The 22,344-nt window shown below is 57.3% G+C and carries 18 protein-coding genes; 8 read left to right on the forward strand and 10 right to left on the reverse strand.

What is annotated here, in order from left to right:
* Positions 1-80 precede the first annotated feature (80 nt).
* From TU76_RS10655 to TU76_RS10665, 3 genes are all read right to left on the reverse strand, one after another.
* A complete protein-coding gene (locus tag TU76_RS10655; RefSeq protein WP_231984106.1) occupies positions 81-2,429 on the reverse strand; it encodes an ATP-binding protein in 2,349 nt (782 codons plus the stop codon).
* A gap of 62 nt (positions 2,430-2,491) precedes the next feature.
* Positions 2,492-3,679 carry a response regulator cyclic di-GMP phosphodiesterase PvrR gene (gene pvrR, locus TU76_RS10660; RefSeq protein ID WP_048351615.1) on the reverse strand — a complete coding sequence of 396 codons (1,188 nt, stop codon included), beginning with the start codon at positions 3,677-3,679 and terminating at the stop codon, positions 2,492-2,494.
* The gene (locus TU76_RS10665; protein ID WP_048351616.1) at positions 3,666-6,488 is read right to left on the reverse strand and encodes an ATP-binding protein; all 2,823 of its coding nucleotides are present in this window, start codon (positions 6,486-6,488) and stop codon (positions 3,666-3,668) included. The genes pvrR and TU76_RS10665 overlap by 14 nt, the downstream gene beginning before the upstream one ends.
* A 287-nt stretch (positions 6,489-6,775) precedes the next feature.
* On the opposite strand from TU76_RS10665, the gene TU76_RS10670 reads away from it, so the two are divergent.
* The 8 genes from TU76_RS10670 to TU76_RS10705 all read left to right on the forward strand — a co-directional run bounded on the left by TU76_RS10670 (position 6,776) and on the right by TU76_RS10705 (position 13,468).
* Positions 6,776-7,282 (forward strand): CS1 type fimbrial major subunit, encoded by a 507-nt coding sequence (locus TU76_RS10670; RefSeq protein ID WP_048351617.1) that lies wholly within the window; start codon positions 6,776-6,778, stop codon positions 7,280-7,282.
* 73 nt (positions 7,283-7,355) lie between these two features.
* Positions 7,356-9,611: a TcfC E-set like domain-containing protein gene (locus tag TU76_RS10675; RefSeq protein ID WP_082136519.1), complete on the forward strand. Its 2,256-nt coding sequence runs from the start codon at positions 7,356-7,358 to the stop codon at positions 9,609-9,611.
* A gap of 25 nt (positions 9,612-9,636) precedes the next feature.
* A complete protein-coding gene (locus TU76_RS10680; protein WP_048351618.1) occupies positions 9,637-10,311 on the forward strand; it encodes a pilus assembly protein in 675 nt (224 codons plus the stop codon).
* Positions 10,302-11,366: a hypothetical protein gene (locus TU76_RS10685; protein WP_048351619.1), complete on the forward strand. Its 1,065-nt coding sequence runs from the start codon at positions 10,302-10,304 to the stop codon at positions 11,364-11,366. The genes TU76_RS10680 and TU76_RS10685 overlap by 10 nt, the downstream gene beginning before the upstream one ends.
* The gene (locus tag TU76_RS10690; RefSeq protein WP_048351620.1) at positions 11,367-11,867 is read left to right on the forward strand and encodes a hypothetical protein; all 501 of its coding nucleotides are present in this window, start codon (positions 11,367-11,369) and stop codon (positions 11,865-11,867) included.
* A 3-nt stretch (positions 11,868-11,870) separates the two neighbouring features.
* Entirely contained in the window at positions 11,871-12,416 is a 546-nt protein-coding gene (locus tag TU76_RS10695; protein ID WP_048351621.1) for a hypothetical protein, read from the forward strand.
* Between the two features lie 66 nt (positions 12,417-12,482).
* Positions 12,483-13,127 (forward strand): hypothetical protein, encoded by a 645-nt coding sequence (locus TU76_RS10700; protein WP_048351622.1) that lies wholly within the window; start codon positions 12,483-12,485, stop codon positions 13,125-13,127.
* Positions 13,128-13,279: 152 nt separating this feature from the next.
* Positions 13,280-13,468 (forward strand): DUF4223 family protein, encoded by a 189-nt coding sequence (locus TU76_RS10705; RefSeq protein WP_048351674.1) that lies wholly within the window; start codon positions 13,280-13,282, stop codon positions 13,466-13,468.
* Between the two features lie 704 nt (positions 13,469-14,172).
* On the opposite strand, the gene TU76_RS10710 is transcribed toward TU76_RS10705, so the two are convergent.
* From TU76_RS10710 to TU76_RS10740, 7 genes are all read right to left on the reverse strand, one after another.
* Positions 14,173-15,882 carry an amidase gene (locus TU76_RS10710; RefSeq protein WP_048351623.1) on the reverse strand — a complete coding sequence of 570 codons (1,710 nt, stop codon included), beginning with the start codon at positions 15,880-15,882 and terminating at the stop codon, positions 14,173-14,175.
* 92 nt (positions 15,883-15,974) lie between these two features.
* A complete protein-coding gene (locus TU76_RS10715; protein ID WP_082136520.1) occupies positions 15,975-17,246 on the reverse strand; it encodes an OprD family porin in 1,272 nt (423 codons plus the stop codon).
* Between the two features lie 62 nt (positions 17,247-17,308).
* Positions 17,309-18,502 carry a 3-(3-hydroxy-phenyl)propionate transporter MhpT gene (gene mhpT, locus TU76_RS10720; RefSeq protein ID WP_046808983.1) on the reverse strand — a complete coding sequence of 398 codons (1,194 nt, stop codon included), beginning with the start codon at positions 18,500-18,502 and terminating at the stop codon, positions 17,309-17,311.
* Between the two features lie 159 nt (positions 18,503-18,661).
* Complete coding sequence (gene dmpG / locus TU76_RS10725; protein WP_048351624.1) at positions 18,662-19,672, reverse strand: 4-hydroxy-2-oxovalerate aldolase; 1,011 nt, start codon at positions 19,670-19,672, stop codon at positions 18,662-18,664.
* 10 nt (positions 19,673-19,682) lie between these two features.
* Positions 19,683-20,621 (reverse strand): acetaldehyde dehydrogenase (acetylating), encoded by a 939-nt coding sequence (locus TU76_RS10730; RefSeq protein ID WP_048351625.1) that lies wholly within the window; start codon positions 20,619-20,621, stop codon positions 19,683-19,685.
* Positions 20,622-20,653: 32 nt separating this feature from the next.
* On the reverse strand, positions 20,654-21,460 hold the full coding sequence (mhpD, locus tag TU76_RS10735) for a 2-keto-4-pentenoate hydratase (protein ID WP_046808992.1): 807 nt from the start codon (positions 21,458-21,460) through the stop codon (positions 20,654-20,656).
* A 14-nt stretch (positions 21,461-21,474) separates the two neighbouring features.
* Positions 21,475-22,338: an alpha/beta fold hydrolase gene (locus TU76_RS10740; protein WP_048351626.1), complete on the reverse strand. Its 864-nt coding sequence runs from the start codon at positions 22,336-22,338 to the stop codon at positions 21,475-21,477.
* Positions 22,339-22,344: the final 6 nt, after the last annotated feature.

Consider the following 22,344-nt stretch of genomic DNA (forward strand, 5'->3'; position numbering starts at 1 on the left):
GGCAATCCCCCGAATGGAATTGGCATCTGCTTCCCAGCCATTGGCACTGAACTCAGGTGGGTTGCGCCCGTCTGGCCTGGCTATAATGCGCGGGCCCGGCCAGTCGTGATGAGTGTCCGATGCCAGGATGTTGAGCGGTCAACCGACTGCATATCGTTCAGCAGCCGAGCGTGTACCCCCATTCGACTTAGCCATGCACAGATATGTTGTGCCAGCTCAGGGGGCGGTGCCCGTACATAAACGGGTACTGGCTGAGGCCCGAACTCAGGGCAGTCGGCCAGCTCTCCAGGCTCGCGTTTGAGCCTCAGTTGCAAGGAAAAACTGCTGCCCAGACCGGGTTCGCTTATCACCTCAAGTGAACCACCCATCAACTCGCACAGCCGTCGGCAAATGGACAGCCCCAAGCCTGCGCCTCCTTCACTGAAGGTAGTGCGCACTTGATAAAAAGGCTCGAACAGTTGCACTTGTTGTGCAGGGGAAATACCGATTCCCGAGTCGCTGACTTGCCATTCCAGAGTGCTGTATTCCTCGTTTTGCTCCAGTGTGCGGACCCACAAAACTACCTGGCCGCTGTCGGTGAACTTGATGGCATTGCTGAGCAGATTATTGAGAATCTGACGGATGCGCACCGGGTCACCCCGTACCCTGGCGGGTATCTGGGCATCAATGCAGGCATAGAGTTGCAAGCCTTTGTTCAGGGCAAAGGCACTGTAGGTGCTCATGGTTTCTTCGGTTATATCCAGGGGGCAAAAGTCCTGGCTGTCGATGGTCATCTGTCCCGCTTCAATCTTGGAGACATCCAGAACATCGCTGATTAGCTGGAACAAGGTCGACGATGAGCGCTGGATGGTGTGCAGATACTCCTGCTGACGCGGTTGCAGAGCAGTGAGCTCCAGCAGTTCCAGCGTGCCCAATACGCCATAGAGGGGGGTGCGGATTTCATGACTCATGGTTGCCAGAAAACGACTTTTGGCTTTGTTGGCCGAATCTGCAGCCTGGCGCGCGTGCTCAAGGATGGTCGCATCTTGAATATGGTTAGTCACATCGTGGAAGGCACAAAGCCAGGCGTCCTCACCGTGGTAGCGGGTAAAAACAACACCCACCTGCAAATGGCGACCGTCAATCTCCAGCTCGGTTTTACCGTGAGCAGACAGCTCATGGTGCTTCTCGAGAGCGGCAACAAGCTTTGCCGAGCTGCACGATTGCTGTGCTAGCTGGTTTTCAAGCAATACCTTGTGATCGCTGCACCGCACCACACATAGACCGGTAGGTGCACTTTCAATAACTGTCTGACTGAAAGCCTCACGCTCGGCAATATCGTCGTGAGCTTGTCGCGCGGGCACGATGACCCGTTTTTTGTACCACCGGTTGAACGCCCAGCCGCAACCCAGTCCCGCCAGCAACAGCGCGAGCAGGCCCAGTAAAGCCCACAAGGCATAGTCCAGAAAGGTTGTAAAATTGATGATGTAAATGCCGGTCCAGGGCTTTGGCTCAGCACTGCTGATCTGAAATACGAGGCCCTCGCTATCAAGGTTCAGCCCGTCATGCAGCGCCAGTTCCGGCTTGGGCGTGCCAATCACTGTCTCGCCAGTGGGAGCGATCAGGATGAAATGGTCATAGATCGACCGCTGCGTGATTCGCTCGACATTGTTGACCTGAGCCAGATTCAGCAACGAAGCAACCACGACCCTTGGGCTGGCACCGGAAATATGCAGTTGCGTGGAGGGCAGATCAATATCGACATAGCTCAGCATGTTTGGGGCGCCGCCACTACCGGGCCTGCCGATATAGGGCAGCCAATGCACAGAGTTGGCTTCTCCCTGCCCAGTGTGTGCGGTTCTGGACGCCAGAATCTGCTGTATGACAAAGGCTGACTCACCTACCTGCGTATGGGCCACACCGCGCAGCCGTCCGTGGGCCGGGACGCTGAGCTCAAAATTGTCCGGGACATTGAACACGTAAATTTGCGGTGACTGATAGTGCGAGGCGGACCAATACGCGCTGTAATAGTTGGCCAGATGGGCGCCCAATTCAGTGATTTTGCTGTTCTGCAGGGCAGGGATGGTGGTCGGGTTGATTCTTACACTGAACGGCAGAGAGAACGAATACTCTCTCCCCACATAGACGTTGTCACCCTGCGCAGGTGCCGGGTCGTGCAGGTTTATCGGTGCATGCAGTTTTTCCAGCAGCCTGCCCTTGGTGCTTTCCCTGGATACGGTGTTGAGAAAAGACTCGTGCTCACGAATTTTTTCCATCAGCCGGGCAAAGTGAAAACTCACATTCTCGCGTTGCTCGTCAAGCATGCGCTGCACGCCCCAATAGCTGATTCCAATCAACAGCAAAGCGAGTGCGAGTAGAACGGTAAGCCCTTTGTTAAGGCGCAGTGAGCTCTTGGTCAACTTATCAAGGAGGGTGTTACGCGCAGTCATCTTGAAGCCCTGAACAAAGCGATTCGTACAAAAGAGTTAACCTTCAAAAAACCCTCAAGCGCCTAAAATGCGCTTGCCGGGCCATCATGAGTCAACAACTGCGCAAACAAGTCGCTAGAGACAGCGTGGGAGATCAAAAAGCCCTGGACCTGAGTGCAGTCGATCTTGTGCAAAAAGGCAAGTTCTTGCGCTGTTTCTACACCTTCCGCGACAACGGTCAGGCCCAGTTGCCGTCCAAGCCCGACGATGCTGGTCAAGGCTTGCGCCAGCTCTTCATTTTCACTGCAGCCGCGCACCAGCGCCCGGTCGATCTTGAGCTCGGTAAAAGGGGTCGAGACCAGGTTGATGTAGGAGCTGTAACCTTTGCCGAAGTCGTCTTGTGACAGCCCGAACCCCTTGATCCGTAACCGGCAAGCACCCGCATAAAAGCTACTCATTTGTTGAGGGGTTGAGCACTCCATCAACTCAAAGAACACTTTTTCCGGCACACCGTTGTGGCGCAGAACGAACGCGTGAATACGATCGGGAAGGTCATCGCTGTTAAGCAGGTGGGTAGGCAGGTTGATCGACACAGGTATGTCATAGCCTTGCCTGGCCCATTGCGCCTGGGCCTCGATACCTTGTTCAAGCATCAGCCATAACAGGCGCTCCTCCAGATTAAAGGTGCTCAGTGCGGGCAGAAACACCCCGGGTAACAGCACCCCGTGTTCGGGATGTATCCAGCGCACCAGTGCTTCGGCAGCCACGATGCGGCCATTGGCCAATGCTTTTTTGGGCTGAAACCAGGCCTCAAACTCTGCGTTGTCCAGTGCGTCAATCAGTGACTGGCGGTCAATATCGGCAAGGGGTGCCGGTGGCGTTTTATCTCGCAGCCTCATGAGCTGGTCGATCAGATCCCGCAGGGCGCTGGCCCGCACCGGCTTTGAAATCAGCCCGATGACGTTGACCTCCAGATTGCGGGCAACCAGGCTTGCGGCCATCAGCATGCGTCGTGAGGACGAGCTCATGATTGCCAGGGCAGGTCGTGAGCGCAGGGCTGCCAGCTTCTGGATGAACTGCACACCATCCATGCCAGGCATCAGCAGATCGGTGAGGACTAAATCGTAATTATGCCGTTGCAGGCAGGCCAGGGCGTGCGCGCCGTCTTGTGCACACTCCAAATAAAAGTCTCCCAACTCGCTGAACAGGTTCTGTAAATACATCCGCTGAAAAGGATGATCCTCAACAATCAAAATGCTAAAGGGTTTCATGGGCTGCTCCTTCGTAAGGCGCTAGGCAGTTAAACAAGGCCTGCAAGTTGAAAGGTTTGACCAGGCAGTGGTTCATTCCGGCCCCAAGACAGAGTTCTTCTTCGCCAAGCATGGCGTTGGCAGTGGCGCCGATGATCGGTGACAGGCAACCTTGGCTGCGGAGCAGGCGGGTCAGTTCATAACCGTTGACTTTGGGCATATTGACGTCGGTGATCAGCAAATCGAACTTTCCTTTGTGCCAAATGGACAGTGCTTCTTCGCCATTGGAGGCCAGCTCGACGCAGCAGCCGAGTTTTTCCAGCTGTGCGCTCATAATCAATTGATTAATCACGTTGTCTTCGGCTACCAGGATCTTCAGGTTGAGCCTTTTCAATTCATTTATTTCATTGGGCTTGTTGGGTTTGAGCACCTGCAAACCCTGTGCCTCGCCGACGGCTTGATGGATGGCTTTTAAATGATTGAGGTTGACCTTCCATGTGCCGTCAATGATCTGTGGTTCGTGGTTGCCGTCTCCAGTGGCCAGCACTACCGGGCCATCCCAGTCAGGTTCCAGCCGTTGCTCAAGGGAGCCTGGGTGTAACTCAAGCAAAACAGCGTCTGTATCACCCTGGTGGTGCGCAGGGTGGCCGATTTGTGGGCGCGCGCCCCACTTGCGCAGCCAACCGCTGACGGTCTCGGCCAGTTCACGCACAGGTGAAACCACATGGATGGTTTCCGGCAGCAGCTCGGGCAGGGCCGCTGACAAGCCGCTGGTGGCTGGCACCTCCAAAGGCAGGCTGAGGGAAAAACTGCTGCCCAGGCCCACTTCACTGACCATGCGGATGCTGCCATTCATTAACTGGATTAAACGCAGGCAGATCGGCAGGCCAAGGCCGGTGCCAGCCACCCCATGGGTGCTGCCTTCGCTCTGGTAGAACGGCTCGAAAATAAAAGGCTGCGCGGCCTGTGGAATGCCTCTGCCCGTGTCTGAAACTTGCCACAACAGACTGGCCCGTTCACCTTCACGACTCTGCAGGCTCAAGCGCAGAACCACTCGGCCGGAGTCGGTGAATTTCACGGCGTTACTCAGCAGGTTGTTGAGCACCTGGCGAATGCGCGCCACATCACCTATAACCCGGTCCGGCAACTTGGGGTCATAGCAGGCGTAGAGTTTCAACCCCTTGCGCTGTGCAGCGGCGGCATAGGCTTGAACAACCTCCTGAGCCAGTTCCAGCACAGAGAACTCGCTCAGTTCCAGCGCCAGTTGCCCTGCTTCGATCTTTGATACATCCAGTACGTCACAAATCAGCTGTAACAACGTGGCGGAGGAGCTTTCGATAGCATGCAGATAATCCTTTTGCTGGGGGTCCAGTTGAGTGCGCCCCAGCAGTTCCAGCGTGCCCAGCACCCCATGTAACGGTGTGCGAATCTCATGGCTCATGGTGGCCAGGAACAGGGTTTTGGCTTCGTTGGCAGCTTCTGCTATTTGCCGTGCCTGTTGCAGCGTTGTTTCAATCTGGGTGCGAGTACTGATGTCGCTGAAGGCGCACAGCAGCACGTCCTCGCTTCTATAGCGGGTCGGTGCACAGCTTAAATACAAGTGGCGGCCGTCGGCCGTTTCAAAGTAGTCGGTAAGCTCTGGCTCGGCACTGCCGAAGGCGTGCTGTATCCAGGTGGCGCTCAACGCTTCGCGTTCACCGCCCTGGCCCATCCATTGTTGGGCCAGGGTGTTTTCCAGCACCACCTGGCCATCGCTGCGACGCAGCACACACAGCGCCACAGGTGCGGTCTGAATGACGTCGCGGCTGAACAGCTCGCTTTCGACCAGCGCCTGGATGCGATGAATCGTGGGGGCGATAAAGCGCTGCTCCAGGCGCCGCATCAACAGCCACACCAACGTCAGGCTGATCAGGCAAAACAGCAGTGCCCCCAGCAACTGCGGCCATAACGACAGCATGACTGAACGCAAGTCGATGAAGTACACCAACTGCCAGTCAGACGACTTGAGTTGTTTGCGGATAACCACATGATCCGGCCACCACCGGCTACCGACCAGGCCGAAGAAGTTCTGGTCTTGCAGCGGCAACAGCCTGTCACCCAATGCATGCACAAGGCTGTTGGTGAACAGCAAAGAGCCCTGCGAGTTGAGCATCATGAATTGCCCGGCGCTCTGATCACTCAGGGCCGTCGAGACTTCGCCGGAATCCATTTCCAGCCCCAGCCAGCCGGATTGAGGGTCGCGCTCATCCAGGCGGATAAAAATATACAGCCGGGCATGGGGGCTGTCCTGCTCCGACAGCCACAGCTCATCCAACTCTCTTTTATCATCGTGTTTCAGTGAATCGAGCTGGCGCAGGATGGTTTCGGAAAACCCGCTCACCGCATCGGTGGCGTTATACAGACGGGATACTTTGGCATGGGCACCTGTGCTGACGTAGACCAGATTGACCTGTTTCTCTTTCATATAATCGCGCAAGCGTTCAGTCAGCCACAGGTTCCATTGCCGCTGTGGCGAAGGCCCCAGGAGTAAATGGATTTCTTCCGCAGAGACGGTGACAAATTCGCCTTCAGGCTGGCGGGTTGCAGAAAGGCTGATGCTTTCCAGCAGTGCCTGGCGGGTAGTGAAAAATGTATGGGCTTCGGCGATGGCACTGCTCATATAGCCGCGGCGCTGGGACAGTTCGGTATTGAATGTAAAGAGCAGAAAGTTATAGACCCCGGCCAGCAGTCCTGCCAACAGGATGGCAGCCACTGTCCATAATAAGCGTCTTGCTGAATGAGGAGAGGAGAGCAGGGGGGTTATGGAGTGCAAGTACATTTTGAGTTTCATTCCGATACTCTATGCCGTGCACAGAGTGCTGGATATAAGACAATCCTTAAACTCGGGCCGTTACTTGTTATCAGGTTTGCATCTGTCTTTAAGTAGTCGGGCTTGTGGGATCGCTGTTTAATAATTGAATGGCGGGAGCTATTAAGATTCGTCTGATTGTGGAGTGTGCGCAGGAATGTCATTCTTTTGTCAGGCAGTAGGAACTGCCTGTTAAACAACTCTTCACCAACAATGCCAGCTGCTTAATATTTGGCGTTTTTGGTAACACTCTATATTGGATACGAATAATGAACTTTAAAGTTGCTTTGATTGCTCTTGGCTTGAGCACTGCGATGGTTGGCATGGTGCAGGCTGCTGATAACACTGTTTCCAAGAAAATCACCTTGACTGCTCAAATCAACGACGCGCTGTTCGTTTCCAAGGCAGACGGTTCAACCTGGTACGGCACCGAAGAGCTGACTGCAAACGACCACACCCAAACTTCTTTCTCGAAAACACTGCCTGTGCGTGTTTGGAGTACGGCTGACGGCTTTAACGTTACTTTGGCTCAGCCACTGAAAATGTCAAACGGCGCTTATGAAATGACCAACGCTGCTGTGAGCCTTGATACAAAAGCGTTGACTTTCGGCACCGTGTTGACCGTTGACCAAACCGTTACCGGTGTTGGCGGCTATGACCAGATTCACCAACTGGCTGTCAGTGTAGATGCACCTACCCAGGTTGGCGCCGTCAGCACCAACGGTAGTTACAGCGGCGACCTGGTTATGCTGTTCGAACCTACTCCAGCACCGTAACGCCGGCATCAGTCTTCATTTAATGCCCAGAGCCCCGAAAGGGGCTCTTCTTTTCCAGTGACGGAAGATCAGGATGTTCACCCATAAGATTCCCTTTCAGTTGCATATATTGGCGGCTTGTATTGTTACGGCTTTTTCTTCCCAGGCACTGGCTGAAGTAAAGATCTCCTATGGGACACCTGAAGGGTTCAGTGCGGTGGAGATGGACAATACCGCAAACTATGTCGCTACTTACAATGGCAAGACATTGCCGGGTTTTATCAGTTATTCGCTGTCTAAAAATGCCCTTGTATTTGATGCGCGTCAGTATGCGGACAATGGTATTGACACTGAAGATCGGCGTGTTATCGAAGACGTGCTGTCAAAGATTGACTATAAACAATGCAAGGACGGTTGTGATCTGCGCGTGGCCGAACACTATGTCACGCTGGACAAGACACGCCGCACCCTGAAAATTCGCTCCACGCGCGAAGATTTTCTCGCGCCTGATACGTCGTGGGGGCTGATCAATAATCAGTCTCTGGATATGCGCGGTTCATCTGAAAGTTATAGTGCTTTCAACCTGAACGGCAACACCTGGTTTGGCTTGCCGGGTCGCAGCTTTGGCTATATGAACTGGTACGCCAACCGTAGCCAAAACCGTGGCCAAAGCAGCCGTGACCAGGGCATTTCGTCCTATTATCTGCAAAAGAACTTTGCCGACACCTATGTGCGTGCCGGTAAGCAAAACAGTATCGACTATGGCTCAGGTTCGGTCAGTACGGTGCTGTCGCCCAGTTTTGACCAGTTTATTACCCTGGGCAGCCAGGACTATATGCGCAGCGACCGGGACGTGGGCTCGCTGGTGCTGTTTTCCACGGCCGAAGGTAACTATGAGTTCTACCGCAATGGTCGCCTGATTCTTAAACGCCCGGCCATTCTGGGGCGTAACGAAGTCAGCTTTACGGACTTGCCCGGGGGTTACTACCCCGTCGAGATTCGCCTGGTCGATCGCAACGGTAATTTGATCAACGAGCAAACCCAGGACATCAACAACCTGAACTTCGGCGGCGCAAACTCTTGGCGCGTTACGGCGGGGCAGGACATGGACGAGGGCGGGCAACTGCTGGAAGGCGCCATCAGCCGCAATATGAGCCAGTTCTATTTAAACGCCGCGGCTGTTTCCGGTGAAGACTCTGACTGGGCCTCTGAAGTCAACGTTACCCGACCTTCCTCTTTTGGCACGCTGAGTCTTGACCCGACAGTGGGGGTATTGAGCGGCGAGAATGGCACGGGCGGTTACTTCAACCTGAGCATGAACGACCCGGTACTGGGCAACTTGATGCTTAGCCGCTATCAGAACACTGACGTCTCGCGTTTTTATTACGGCACCCCCAGCTCCAGCCTTGCTTACAGCAGAAACATTGCCGGCGTCACGCTGGGCTACAACTACCGGGACTATGGCCGTGGGGAGACCCAGCAACTTGAAGCACGCTGGAACTACAAGCCCAACGGTTTGTGGTCGACCTTCGGCCTGGGCGTGCAAAAGGCCAACGGCATGCCCGGGGACAGCGATTACACCCTGTACCTGAACATGACCTGGATGCTCGACAAGTCGCAAGCCAGCGTGCGTGCGGCCCAGTACGGCGGCAAAACCCAGTTGAGTGGCGACTATCGCAAGGACTATGACGACAACTTTGGCACCACCTCGACCGGTGTCACGGTCAACCGCATCGACAGCAGCAACAGCTTCAACGCCTACGGCAGCCGTGCAGGCACCCGTGGCGATGCGTCCCTTAACCTGGGGCACAGTGATGCGGCCAGCAACGTCGACTTCAACTACCGCGGCATGGTTGCCGCCAACCAGGATGGTATTGCGCTGGGACGTTACAGCAACGGTGGCAGCGCCATGCTCCTGCAAACCCCGGCGCTGGGTGAAACGCCTTACGGTTTTAAAGTTGAAGGTCATCCGGTTGCGGGCGACGGCACCTATGCCGTGCCACTGAACCAGTACAGCGATGTGCCCTTTGCTCGCGTCAGCAGTGACAGCGACAACATGGACATGAACATCGAAGTGCCGGCGAACATTGTCCGCGCCCACCCGGGCCAGGTGTACAACGCCAAGGCCAAGGTGGATATCAATATGGTTTACAGCGGCATTTTGGTCGATGCGGCGGGCAAGCCGGTGGGCGGCATCATTCAAGAGACCGGGGATACGGCCTATGCCAATGGCCTGTTCTCGATCAGCAGCAAAGCAGTGCTGGCGAATATTTCGGTTGACGGTGCGGGGGGGCGTTACACCTGTGATCTGTCCAAGCCGGTGCAGCCTAGCCATTACTTGTGCCAGTAAGCGCACAACCTGACAGGAAAACCTTATGAAATTACGTATGTTTTTGCTGAGCCTGATAGGGCTTGGCTCAAGCCTGGCCCAGGCTGAGGGCGAGTTGATGGTCATGCCGGCCACCCTCAAGGTGTACAACAATCACGAGCACTCGGTGAATGTTAAAAACCTCGGTGACGAGCCGCTGTATTTGTCCATCAGCTTGCAGAAGGTGATGAACCCCGGTGTGTCGCCGGAAATAAAACAGCCGCTGAGTGCCCTGACGCATCCGGGCATGCTGGCCAGCCCTGACAAACTCACATTGGGGGCGGGGCAGAGCCGCGCCATCAGCCTCAAGTCGCTGGTCGAGCCTGAGGCTGAGACCTTGTACCGCCTGTATATCGTGCCGGTGCGGGCCATGCAGGTAGAGCAGGCGCCTGAAGACAAAATCACCGCGCCGATGTCAGTTGCCATTGGCTACGGGGTATTGGTTCGGCATATGCCGCCCCCTGCCAAACAGCAGGCGGGCTGGACTTATCACTGTAAAGACGGCGGTGTGACGCTAGAAAATACGGGCAACATAAGCTTGCAGTTATCGGAAATTGAGAGTGCAGGAAGTCAACAGCCAAAAGCCAAAGTTGCTTTGTTTCCGGGAAGCCCACAACACTTCGCCGGTAAACATTTGACATTTACCGTGGGTGAGAAACCGCAGGTGCTGAAATGTCCATAAAAAAAATTCGACCCGATAGCGCGCCAGTTGCGATTGATCATTCACACATTCAGCGGTCAAAAATTCGGCATATTGATTTTTATGCTTATTTGTTGGTTGTCAGTATGGCTCTCTTTTCGGGCGGGGCATCAGCAGCTTACAACCTGATCTTGAGCGATCTCAGTAGTGGTTATAGTAATTGTAGCTATACCGATACCAGCGAGACCTACGCCACGTTCAATTTGACGATTCAATACAAAAGTACATCGGGTCATCTGGGGGGTAGAAACTTTTGGAGTCGAGGTGTCATGCTCTACACCTATGATGCAAATGGCGTGCTTCAAGAGAGTAGCGCTGTAGCGAGTGGTATGTGGCTTAATAATGTGGGGTATTCGTTTTTTTATGAGGGTAATGGTTACACAATGTACCAGGGGCAAAACTCAGGCGGTTCGTGGATTAGCCCTTCTGCAATGACCGCTAATGTATCATTCAGCGTGTTGAAGTCAAAAATTGCAGCATGGCCAGCGGTAGGTGTGCGCGCAGGCAACTATACGAACATGAACGATGTCGGCGAAGTGGCGGGTGTCGCGTATATAGGCCCTAAGTCAAAGGGCAGTTGTACAGTGGTTGTAGACCCGGAATTTCCCCCTCCTGCTGTCCCCCCAACCGTCACCATGACCGCACCGGACTGGGACCTAGGTGAGTTGCCCGCGGGTGAAGAAACCGTATTGACGTTACCGGCGACCAAAGACCAGTTGTGTTTCAGTTACGAAGGTTCAACCGCTATCACCAATCAGAAGTATCTGATCAATGCGACGAATAGCAATGGTTTTTCGCCGACGGGTGGTTATCTGCTTAAGAGCCTTGAAGACAGTTCGCAAACGGTTCCTTATACATTGACGCTCGACAATAGCATCGACTCGGTATCATTGCCCAATGCTCAAAGTCGTTTGTTTTCGTTAGATGCGGGGGGGCGAACCTGCTTCACACCTACGTTCAAGGCTCAACCTGACAAGAAAGTAAAAGCGGGGGCTTACAGCGATATTTTGACCTTCACTGTGGTCACTAAACCTTAAATGGGCCGGTATATAAAATATCCCATTGCCTTGCTGTTGGGCTGGTTATCTATCAGTCCGTCAAATGGCATGGCTGCGGGTGTATTGAAACTCTCGACCCCTGAGTTGCGCTTGGTGCCCGACCAACGTCAAGGCGCGCTCTACGCCCTGAACACCGGGGATTCGCCCCTGTATCTGGATGTAGAGCAAGCACTGGTGCTCAACCCCGGTGAGCAGCCGGAGCAGTTACAGGCAATCAGCCAGGTATCCAAGCCAGGCTTGTTGGTAACACCTACCCGTTTAGCGTTGGCGCCGGGGCAAAAATACCGGATGAACATCAAAACCCTGGGTACACCTGCCAGCGATCAGGTGTGGCGCGTGACCTTCAGGCCCAAAGAACAGGTGACCGTACACGTACAAGGGGCGGACGGCTTATCGGCGCCCCTGTCGGTCAGCGTCGGGTACGGCATGGTGATTTACCAGAACTCGGCAACTTCCAGGATTCATTCTCAATCGGAGTAACACATGAACAACGTAGCACTGGCTAGCCTGCTGGCCGTCCTGGGCACTCTGCCGGCCATGGTCTTTGCGGATGTAGAGTTGCTAGGAAAAGTCACCAGCAGGATTACCGCCACGGTCACCAACCCAAACAACTTTTTCGTGACCAGCGACACGGGCGGGTGGTTTGACCAGGGTTTGGAAATGTCGCAGCCGGGGGGGTGGGACTCAGCCTATGGGGCGCAAGCCCGCTTGAAAGTTGTCGCCACTGACAGGGATTTTCAGGTGCGCCTGGACGAGCCCCTGGTCATACGCAACACCAGCAATGCCGCGCAAGTTTTCCTGCAGCCCATCGTGGAGCTGAATGCAGATGGCCAGGCGCCAAAAACCCTGGCAGTGGCAACGCCGACAGTCTTTAAAAACCCTGTGTCGGGCGGGGCGGGTATGGATTCCATCGGCTATTACGACCTGTCAATTTCGGCCTATCCGCCAGCTGGCACATTCAAGGAAACCAGCGGCACCTACACAGGGGTGTTATCCCTGACCTTCGAGCCGGTAATTTCCAACCTTTAAGGTTCGCCTGCTGTTAACAGGCATGCCCACGTCACAAGGGCATGCTTCAGTTATTTCGAGAAACCTATGAAACCATTCACTAACGGCCTTGTTTTTGTTCTGTGCGGGCTTGTTTTGGCATCGCCTGCGTCGGCGTTGATCAACGTCACGCCGGCGGTCACTGAAGTATCGGATAAACCTGTAACGCTCGATATTTCCAACGACGGCGAGCGCCCCGAGTTTGTCTCCATCTCGCTGTCGCGCCTGTTTAATCCGGGGGTCGAGTTTGAGGATGAACGCCTGGAGTCCATCGTTCAGGTGACGCAACCCAAGCTCTACGCCACACCCTTCAAGCTGATGCTGGGCCCGGGGCAGAGCAAGAAAATCACCATCAAGCCTCTGGTTTCCATTGAAGAGGAACAGGTTTACCGCCTGGAAGTAAAACCGGTGGTCAACCTGATCGACCCCAAGCACACCAGCGTGGCGGGCAATGTGGTGGTCAACCTTGCCTTTAGCTCACTGATTCGCCATATGCCGCAGAAAGAAACCTCGACGTTAACGGTTAAATGCGAAGCGGATGGCGCGCGGTTTTACGCTTCGGGCACCACGCGTTTTGCGGTGAAAGATGTGACTGTTGATGGCAAACCCAGTGAGTCATTCAACGTGTATCCCGGCGTGCCGTTATTGGTTAAAGGCTCAAAGATTAAAGTTCCTAAGCAGGTGGGGTGTTAGGCCTCTATTGCCATACTTGCTGTTCAGAGCGGCTAACTGAGCAGTCACCAGTTTTTAAGACATGTCTTAAAGAATTGATTGATGGTCTTGGTTAAAATTATTCAGGCCATTACGTGGCTTATATGTACTTTTTTGACATCAAAGGATTTGACATGAAGACGTTCAAAGTTTCCTTGGCTATTGTTGTTGCTTCTGGTGTTGCTCTGCTTTCAGGTTGTACGGGGCAAGTCTATAACCAGCAAAAAAACTGTTCCTATGACTATCTGTTCACGCCAACGGTGTCCATCTCCAAAATGATCGGCGGCTGCGGTCCAATTGATACCATCACTCCGCAAAAATAAGCGTGGGGCTGACTAAACTTTAAAGTTTGCTTGGCGGGTCCATCTACTATGAAAGTAGTAGGTGGATTTAATGCTTCGGGGGGAATGTCAATGTATCAGTCATCTGGTTGCTGGAAGGCGGGTGCTGTACAGGACAGAGTTTAATAATTTTCGAGATTCAATAGAGCAAGATAACAGGGCCTTTAGGGCTTTTTTATCGTTTTAGTTTTATTACTATCATCCACAGGATGAGTTTAAACATTACGTTGGGTACTTGTCCTGAGACCCGATTGAAAGACGGGCGCGCTTGTAATTGGATACAACGCGGGGTTGGCGGTGAATCTGTAGTCGCTGACGAGCCGTGCGAGGCTGCGTCCGGCGGCGCAGCCGTCGTAAAATCAGCGTTCACGGTTAATCAGGCATACCGCGTGTACCGGTTTTGCGACCGCTTCGCGCTCGAACGCAGCCTCGTTCTACTCGTCAACGGCTACAAGGGTAGGTGACGAACTGTAGCCGCTGAGGAGCCGTGCGAGGCTGCGTCCGGCTGCGCAGCAGTCGTAAAGCCAGCGTCTACGGTTAATCAGGCAAACCGCGTGTACCGGTTATGCGACCGCTTCGCGATCGAACGCAGCCTCGTTCTACTCGTCAACGGCTACAACGCGGGGTAGGTGATGAATCTGTAATTACACAGCGGTCAGGTGGTGACCGCTGACGAGATCTTCCTGTTAACCGCCCGACAACGGCGGTGTACGCGGCGGGATCACTCGCTTGGAGCCCGTAGCCTCAAACGCCGAAGCAAAACGCAGCAACGCCGAATCGTCATACGCACGGCCCGCAAAGGTCAGCCCCACCGGCATGCCGATATCCGCCATCACGCCCATTGGCACCGTGACCGTCGGCACGCCCAAGTGCCGAATGGCCAGGTTGCCGTTGGCCACCCACACGCCATTGCTCCAGGCGATGTCCGCCGAGGCCGGATTGACATCCGCATCCGCCGGACCCACGTCGGCCACGGTCGGGAACAGCACGGCATCGAGCCCCAACCGGTCCATCCAGTCTTCCAGGTCGATTCGACGCGTCTGCTCAAGACCGCGCAGGCCGTCCGGAACGGTGCTGATCTGGTCCCACGGGGTAATCCCGCGCTCGGCCATGCGCACGTATTCGTCCATGCCCGCCGCCAGTTCGTCTTCGCGATTGGGCAGGGTGCCCGGGTCGTGAGGGAATATCTGCGGGCCATCGACATCGGCCAAACGGTTCAGTTTTGGATCGCCGTTGGCCCGCAGGAAGTCGTCAAACGCCCAGGCCGACAGCTCCCACAGTTCATCATGCAAAAACGCTTTGGACACCAGCCCACGGGTAAACACCGTCGGAGCACCAGGGCGGTCGCCTTCGCAGTTGGATACCAGCGGGAAGTCGACTTCGATCACTTCGCCGCCCTGGGCTTCGATGGCTTTGCGCGCGGCTTGCCACAGGTCGATGACCGAGGCGCGGGTGATGATGCGCTGCCCCGTAGGGCCGCCGATACCCGGTGCTTCACTGGTACCCGCCTCTGGGTCGGCATTGATGTACATGCGCGGAACGCCAAAGCGCTTGCCCGCCAGTGCGTCGCTTTTGGTATTCAGTTCGGCATAAGAGGCAGGACGCACCGAAGCGACACTTGGGATGGGCACCCAGGGTTGCAGGCGCCACAAATCGCCACGGGTGTCCGGGTCTTCAGCCACCACCACATCGAGCACTTCCAGAAGGTCGGCCATGGTTCGGGCAAACGGCACCACCACGTCCATGGTCGGCGTCAGCGGCCAGTTGCCGCGCACCGAAATCACGCCCCGTGAAGGCGTGTAGGCACACAAACCATTGTTGGAGGCCGGGCCGCGTCCGCTCGACCAGGTTTCTTCCGCCAGGCCGAATGCCGAGAAGCTGGCCGCCGTGGCCGTGCCTGCGCCGTTGGACGAACCGGAAGCGAAGGGGGCCGTGAGGTAGTCGGCGTTGTACGGGCTTTCGGCACGGCCATAAACGCCGCGCTGCATCCCGCCGTTGGCCATGGGCGGCATGTTGGTCTTGCCCAGACAGATGGCACCGGCGGCGCGCAGCCGCTCGATGGTGAACGCATCGCGATACGCCACCAGGTCCTTGAAGGCCGGGCTGCCTGACGCTGCGGTCAGGCCCTTGACCAGATAACTGTCCTTGGCGGTATAGGGGATGCCATCCAGCGGGCCAAGGGTCTGGCCCTTGGCTCGGCGGGCATCGGATGCCTGAGCCTCGATCAGCACTTGCGGGTTGCGCACCACCACCGCATTGAGCGCGGTAGGGGTGTCCGGGGTGTCGTAGGCGTCGATCCGTGCGAGATAGGCCTGCACCAGCTCGACCGCCGTGGTTTGGCCGGATTCGAGCGCGGCGCGCAGTTGGGCTATGGAAACCTCGGTGACTTCAATCATGCGCTTACCGCTGGTTGCTGATGGGGGTGGCAGAGCTTATCTAAAGTCCTGCCTGCTCAGCCAGCCCATGTCGCAATTGTTGTCGTAAATCGTCACCACAGCTTCCAGGTGTAATCGATATTGACCCGCAGTTCGTTGTCATCCCGATGGCTGGCCTGTGCCGTGAAATCGTTGCGGTACCAGGCGTTGCGCAACCGCAGGGAGAGGTCCTTGAGCGGTCCGCTCTGCAGCACGTATGACACCTCGATGTCCTTTTCGCTCTCGCTCAGGTTCGAGCCGCCGAACCGGGCCAGCTCGATATTGTCGCCGCTCACGTAGCGCAGCATACCGTTGAGGCCTGGCGCACCCATTGCGGCGAAATTGTAGTCATAGCGCACCTGCCAACTGCGCTCCTTGGGGTTGAGGAACTCCGAGCTCAGGGTGCCTTCGGTGATCACCAGCGGTTCGGTGCCAAACAGATACGGCATGCCGCTCTTGCCGGTCAGTTGCATGTAGCCGGCGCCGATTTTATGGGCGCCCAGGCTGTAGGTCAGCATCAGCGCCGCATTGCGGTTGTCCACCGTTCCGGCTTTGGCTGCGCCGTCTTCGCCGGTGATAAACAGGCGAAAATCGCTTTTCAGGCTACCGGGGCCCATCGGCCGATTATCGACAAGGCCGTAAAAATCCTTGCGGTACAACTGCGCGAGTTCGGCGTGGTAGTACTTGAGGGTCAGGTGCGGCGACCAGGCATAGTCGCCGCCGATGAACATGAAGCGGTTTGACTCGGCCGCGCCATTGAAGCGGCCATTGGGTGAGCCGACCGACATTTTCTGGTAGTCGGTCGAGTCGCGCAGGTTGATGCGGTCCAGCCAGCCGACATGCAGCGTCAGTTGGTCAATGTCCTGAGACTTCAGATACGCGCCGCGAAACGTTTGCGGCAGCAGGCGGGTAGGGCTGGCGAATGCGATCGGCAAAAAGGTGCTGATGGTGCCCAGTTGCAGCTCGCTTTTGGAGGCGCGGGCCTTGGCTGTCAGCCCCAGCTCCGAGTACTCATCGGCAGGTTCGCGGGTGGTGGCGTTGTAAGGCAACAGGCCGGTGCCGGTGCGTGCGCGTGAGGAGTCCAGGCGCACGCCTAGCAAGCCTTGAGCGTCCAGGCCAAACCCGACCGGACCTTCGGTGTAGCCCGAGCGCAGGTTGAGGATAAACCCCTGTGCCCATTCCCGGGCAGCGGCCTGGGGTGTTGCATTGACGTAGTTGCGATCGAAGTAATAGTTGCGCATCACCAGGTCTGCGTGGCTGTCATCGATAAAGCCGCTGGCCAGGGCAGGGCCAATGGATAAAACGCAGGTGCAGGCGCTGAGCGCCCGAAGAACAGTCTTGAGCATGGCGGTTTCACTTTTATTGTTATGGGGGGTGGAGCACTGCGCGCCTTTCGACGCGCAGGTTGTCAGTCCGGCGCTGCTGCGTTGCGCCGCACCGACAGGTAAAACATGGCCACGGCCGCGATCACGATGCCCGGCGCCGACGCCAGCATCACCCCGGCGGTACCGGTACCCAGCGCGAGCATCTTGCCGGCTACCAATGGGCCGCTCATGGCACCGAGACGACCAATGGCCACCGCGCTGCCCACGCCCGTGGCGCGTATCGAAGGGCGATAGAAATGGGGCGCCAGGGCGTAGAGCACGCATTGGCCACCGGTGGCAAAGAAACCGGCGATAAAGCCTGCGGCCAGCATGCCCGGCAGATGACTGGCCAACCCGAGGGCGCTCAGGGACACGAGGATGCCCAGATAGATCAGTACAGACAGTGCCCAGGCAGGCAGGCGGTCCATCACCCAACCCAGAAACAGGGTGCCGATGGCTGCGCCAATTTGCAGGGCGAGCATCACCCAGCTGGCTTGACGCCCGGTGAAACCCTGGCCGATCACCAGGCTGGGCAGCCAGTTGATCAGGATGTAAACCACCATCAGGGTGAAGAAATAACTGACCCAGATCAGCGCAGTCGGCAGTGCCGCGCCATCGCGAAACAGGCCCTGAACCACACCGACAGGCGTCTCGCCCTGAGCGTTGCGAAACTGCTGCGACTCGGGAAGGTAGAGCCCCAGCAGCGGCACGATCAACAGCGGCACCACGCCGCCGACGTAGAACACCACCTGCCAGCCACCGGTCAGGTCGGCGATGCCGATAATGGCGGCCAGCGCAGCGCCCAAAGGCACGCCGCAATACATCAGGCTTACCGCCGTACCGCGCAAGCGCGGGCCAGCCACTTCGCTGGTGAGGGCGATCAGGTTGGGCAGGGCGGCGCCAAGGCCAACACCGGTCAGGCAACGTGCGACCAGCAGGCTGTTAAAGTCCCAGGCCAATGCGGTGGCAAGTGAAAACACCCCGAACAGCACCACCGAGGCCATCAGCACGCGTTTGCGACCAATGCGGTCAGCCAGCCATCCACCCGCGAACGCACCGGGCAACAGGCCGAAAATGCCGGCGCTGAACACCCAGCTCATGTGTAATTTATCCAGTTCGAACGCGGCAGCCATGCCTTGAGCAGCGATCCCTGCGGCCTGTAGATCGAGGCCTTCCATGAGGGCAACGAGAAAACACAGGCCGATGGTGCGGGCCATTTGCAGATTGAGTGAAGTCATGGGCTGTACCCGTTTTATTGTTGTTATGGATGAAGCAGCGATAACCCCTGTTTCTGTGGGAGCGGGCTTGCTCGCGACTGGATCAATGCGGTTCGTCAGGTAAACCGCGTTATCTGCATCGCGAGCACGCTCGCTCCCACAAGGGGGGTAAGGAAGGCCTTAGCGTTTGAGCAGGTCCAGCGCCACGTCGACGATCATGTCTTCTTGACCGCCCACCATCCGCCGTTTACCCAGCTCGACCAGGATGTCCAGGGTCTTGAGCCCGTACTTGGCCGCAGCGATTTCGGCGTGGCGCAAGAAGCTCGAATACACGCCGGCATAACCCAGCGCCAAGGTCTCGCGGTCGACCCGCACCGGGCGATCCTGCAACGGTCGAACAATGTCATCCGCCGCATCCATCAGCGTGTAAAGGTCCGTACCGTGGTTCCAGCCCAGGCGCTCGGCGGCGGCGATAAACACTTCCAGCGGGGTATTACCGGCCCCGGCCCCCATGCCCGCGAGGCTGGCGTCGATCCGGTCGCAGCCTTCTTCAACCGCTGTAATCGAGTTGGCTACGCCCAGCGACAGGTTGTGATGAGCATGCATGCCGGTTTCGGTTTCAGGCTTGAGCACGGCCTTGAACGCGCGGAAGCGATCGCGAATGTCCTGCATATTCATCGCCCCGCCCGAGTCGGCCATGTACACGCAGGTCGCGCCGTAGCTCTCCATCAGCTTGGCCTGGGCCGCCAGCTGCTCGGCCGGGATCATGTGGCTCATCATCAGAAAGCCCACGGTGTCCATGCCCAGTTCGCGGGCATATTCGATGTGCTGCTTCGATACGTCGGCTTCGGTGCAATGGGTGGCGATGCGCACCACCCGGGCCCCGGCGTTGTACGCGGCCTTGAGGTCGTGAACCGTACCGATGCCGGGTAGCAGCAGGGTGGTGATTTTTGCGTGGCTGATCACGTCCGCCGCCGCTTCGATCCATTCCAGATCGGTATGGGAGGCAAAACCGTAGTTAAAGCTCGAACCCTGAAGGCCGTCACCGTGGGCCACTTCGATGGCGTCGACGCGGGCCTTGTCCAGCGCGCGGGCGATGTCTTGCACGTTCTGCAACGAATACTGGTGGCGTACCGCGTGGCTGCCGTCGCGCAGGGTGACGTCGCTGATGTAGATCTTTTTACCGTTCATGGTTTTCCCCTCAGGCGTTGAGCATCGACAGCGCCATGCGCTCGGCGGTGGCCAAGGCTGCGGAGGTCATGATGTCGAGATTTCCGGCGTAGGCCGGCAGGTAGTGGGCGGCGCCTTCAACTTCAAGAAACACCGACGTCTTGAGGCCGGAAAACCTGCCCAGGCCGGGAATGGTCAACGGTGCGTCTTCAGGGATGACGTCGAATTGCACGCTCTGCTTGAGGCGATAGCCCGGCACATAGGCGTTCACAGCGGCGGCCATTTCGACGATAGAGGCCTCGACCAGCGCTTGGTCTGCGGCTTCGCTGAGCACAAAAACGGTGTCGCGCATCATCAGCGGCGGCTCGGCCGGGTTCATCACGATGATCGCCTTGCCCTTGGTTGCACCGCCAATCACTTCGAGGGCCTTGGAGGTGGTTTCGGTGAACTCGTCGATATTGGCGCGGGTGCCGGGGCCGGCAGATTTGCTGGCAATCGACGCGACGATTTCGGCGTAATGCACCTTGGCCACTCGAGACACGGCAGCGACCATCGGAATGGTCGCCTGCCCGCCGCAGGTCACCATGTTGACGTTGAGCTGGTCGAGGTTCTGTTCCAGGTTGACCACCGGCACACAGTACGGACCGATGGCAGCCGGTGTGAGGTCAATCAGGCGGATGCCGGGTTTGATGGCCCGCAGAAAGGCGTCGTTCTTGACATGGGCACCGGCGGAGGTGGCATCGAACACGAAGTCGATGTCCTTGAACACGTCCATGCGCGACAGGCCTTCAACCCCTTCGTGGGTGATTGCAACTCCCATGCGGGCAGCACGGGCCAGACCGTCGGAGGTCGGGTCGATGCCGACCATGGCGCCCATTTCCAGGTGCTTGGCATTGCGCAGGATTTTAATCATCAGGTCGGTGCCGATATTGCCGGAGCCGATGATGGCGACCTTGAGTTTCTTGTTCATTATTGTTGCCTCATTTGCACGCAAGTCGCCGATTACTCGGCGCTGCTGTGTTGCGAGAAGTCCACACCGACACTGCCGATGCCTTCGATATGCGCCTCGAAACGATCACCGGCGGCCACGGCCACCATCGGCCCCAGTGCGCCGGTCAGGATGATGTCGCCCGCTTGCAGCGGATTGCCCAGGCGCGCCATGGTGCAAGCCAGCCACACGGCCGCATTGAGCGGATGGCCCAGGCATTGCGCGCCGCTGCCACTGGAAACCTCTTCACCATTGCGGGTCATGCGCATGCCCGCATTGCGCAAGTCCAGCCCCTCGAGGCTGCGGGCCGGGCCGCCGAGTACGTAGCAGCCGCTGGAGGCGTTATCGGCCACCGTGTCGACAAAGCGGATGTTCCACTGCTGCACGCGGCTGCCGACGATTTCCAGGGCCGGGACCACCCATCCGGTGGCGGCCATGACTTCGTCAAAGGTGGTGTCGGAGTGGGGCAGGTCATGTTTGAGGATCAAGGCGATTTCCGCCTCGATCTTGGGTTGCAACACGCGATCGATGGGTACGGTCTGGTTGTCGCCGTAGCACATGTCGGCGAACAGGGTGCCGAAGTCCGGTTGGTCCACGCCCAGCTGCGCCTGCACCTTGGGATTGGTCAGGCCGATTTTTCGGCCCACTACCCGGCGCCCGTTGGCGACGCCGTGGGCGACATTGAGCTGCTGGATGGTGTAGGCGGCTGTCGCGTTGTCTTCACCGATCAGCTCGCGCAGCGGTGCGATGGCGTTGCCGTGAGTTTCGGCGTGACGCAGGTCGGCGGCCAGTTGGGCCAGTGTTTCGGGAGTCGGGTTCATGGCGGTCTCGGTCATCAGTGGGTCAGGAAGTCCAGCACCATGCGGTTGAAGGTGTCGGCGTGTTCCCACTGCGCCCAGTGGCCGCAGCGGTTGAACACGTGCAACTGAGCCTTGGGCAGCCCTGCCAGCAGGCGCAAGCCGGTGTCCATCGGCACAAAGCGGTCTTCGCGCCCCCAGACCAGCAGGGTTTCGGCGCTGATTTCGTGCAGGCGATGGCTGAAGTCGGGGAACTGCTTGGGATTGAGGGTGCTGCTTTTGACGAAGTTTTCCAGATGGTCGCGGCGCGCCAGGAGGTTATCCAGACGGGTCTGGAACAGTTCTTCGGTCAGGCTGCTGGTGTCGAAAACGAAGACGCTCATCATCTTCTTCAGGTTCTCGATGGTCGGCTCGCGGTACAGCGCACCGATCAGCTTGATGCCTTCGGTGGGCTGGGGCACAAACGCGCTCGGGCCGCCGGTGCCGCCGCCCATGAGGATCAGTTTGCCGATGCGCTCGGGGTTTTCCAGAGCGAAGGCCACGGTGCTGTGGGCACCCATCGAGTTGCCGATGATGTGCACCCGGTCAAGGTCCAGCACATCGAGCAGCCCCTTGAGCGCCGACGCATTGAGGTTGGAACGTGAGCCTTCGCTGACCACCGGATCGCTTTTGCTCCAGCCCGGGCAGTCGAGCAGGATCACCCGGTAACCGGCAGTCACCAACGGTTCGATATTGCGGTTGAAGTTGGCCCAGCCGCTGGCGCCAGGCCCGGAACCGTGGAGCATGACCACAGTTTCGGCACCCTGGCCGACGTCGTTGTAGTGCAATTGCAGGTCCAGGTCGCCTTCCTTGATACGGACAAAGCGGCTGGTCGACGCTTCAGTGAATACGCTGGCAGTCATGGCAGT

The sequence above is a fragment of the Pseudomonas psychrophila genome, assembly GCF_001043005.1.
Classification (GTDB): Bacteria; Pseudomonadota; Gammaproteobacteria; order Pseudomonadales; family Pseudomonadaceae; genus Aquipseudomonas; species Aquipseudomonas psychrophila.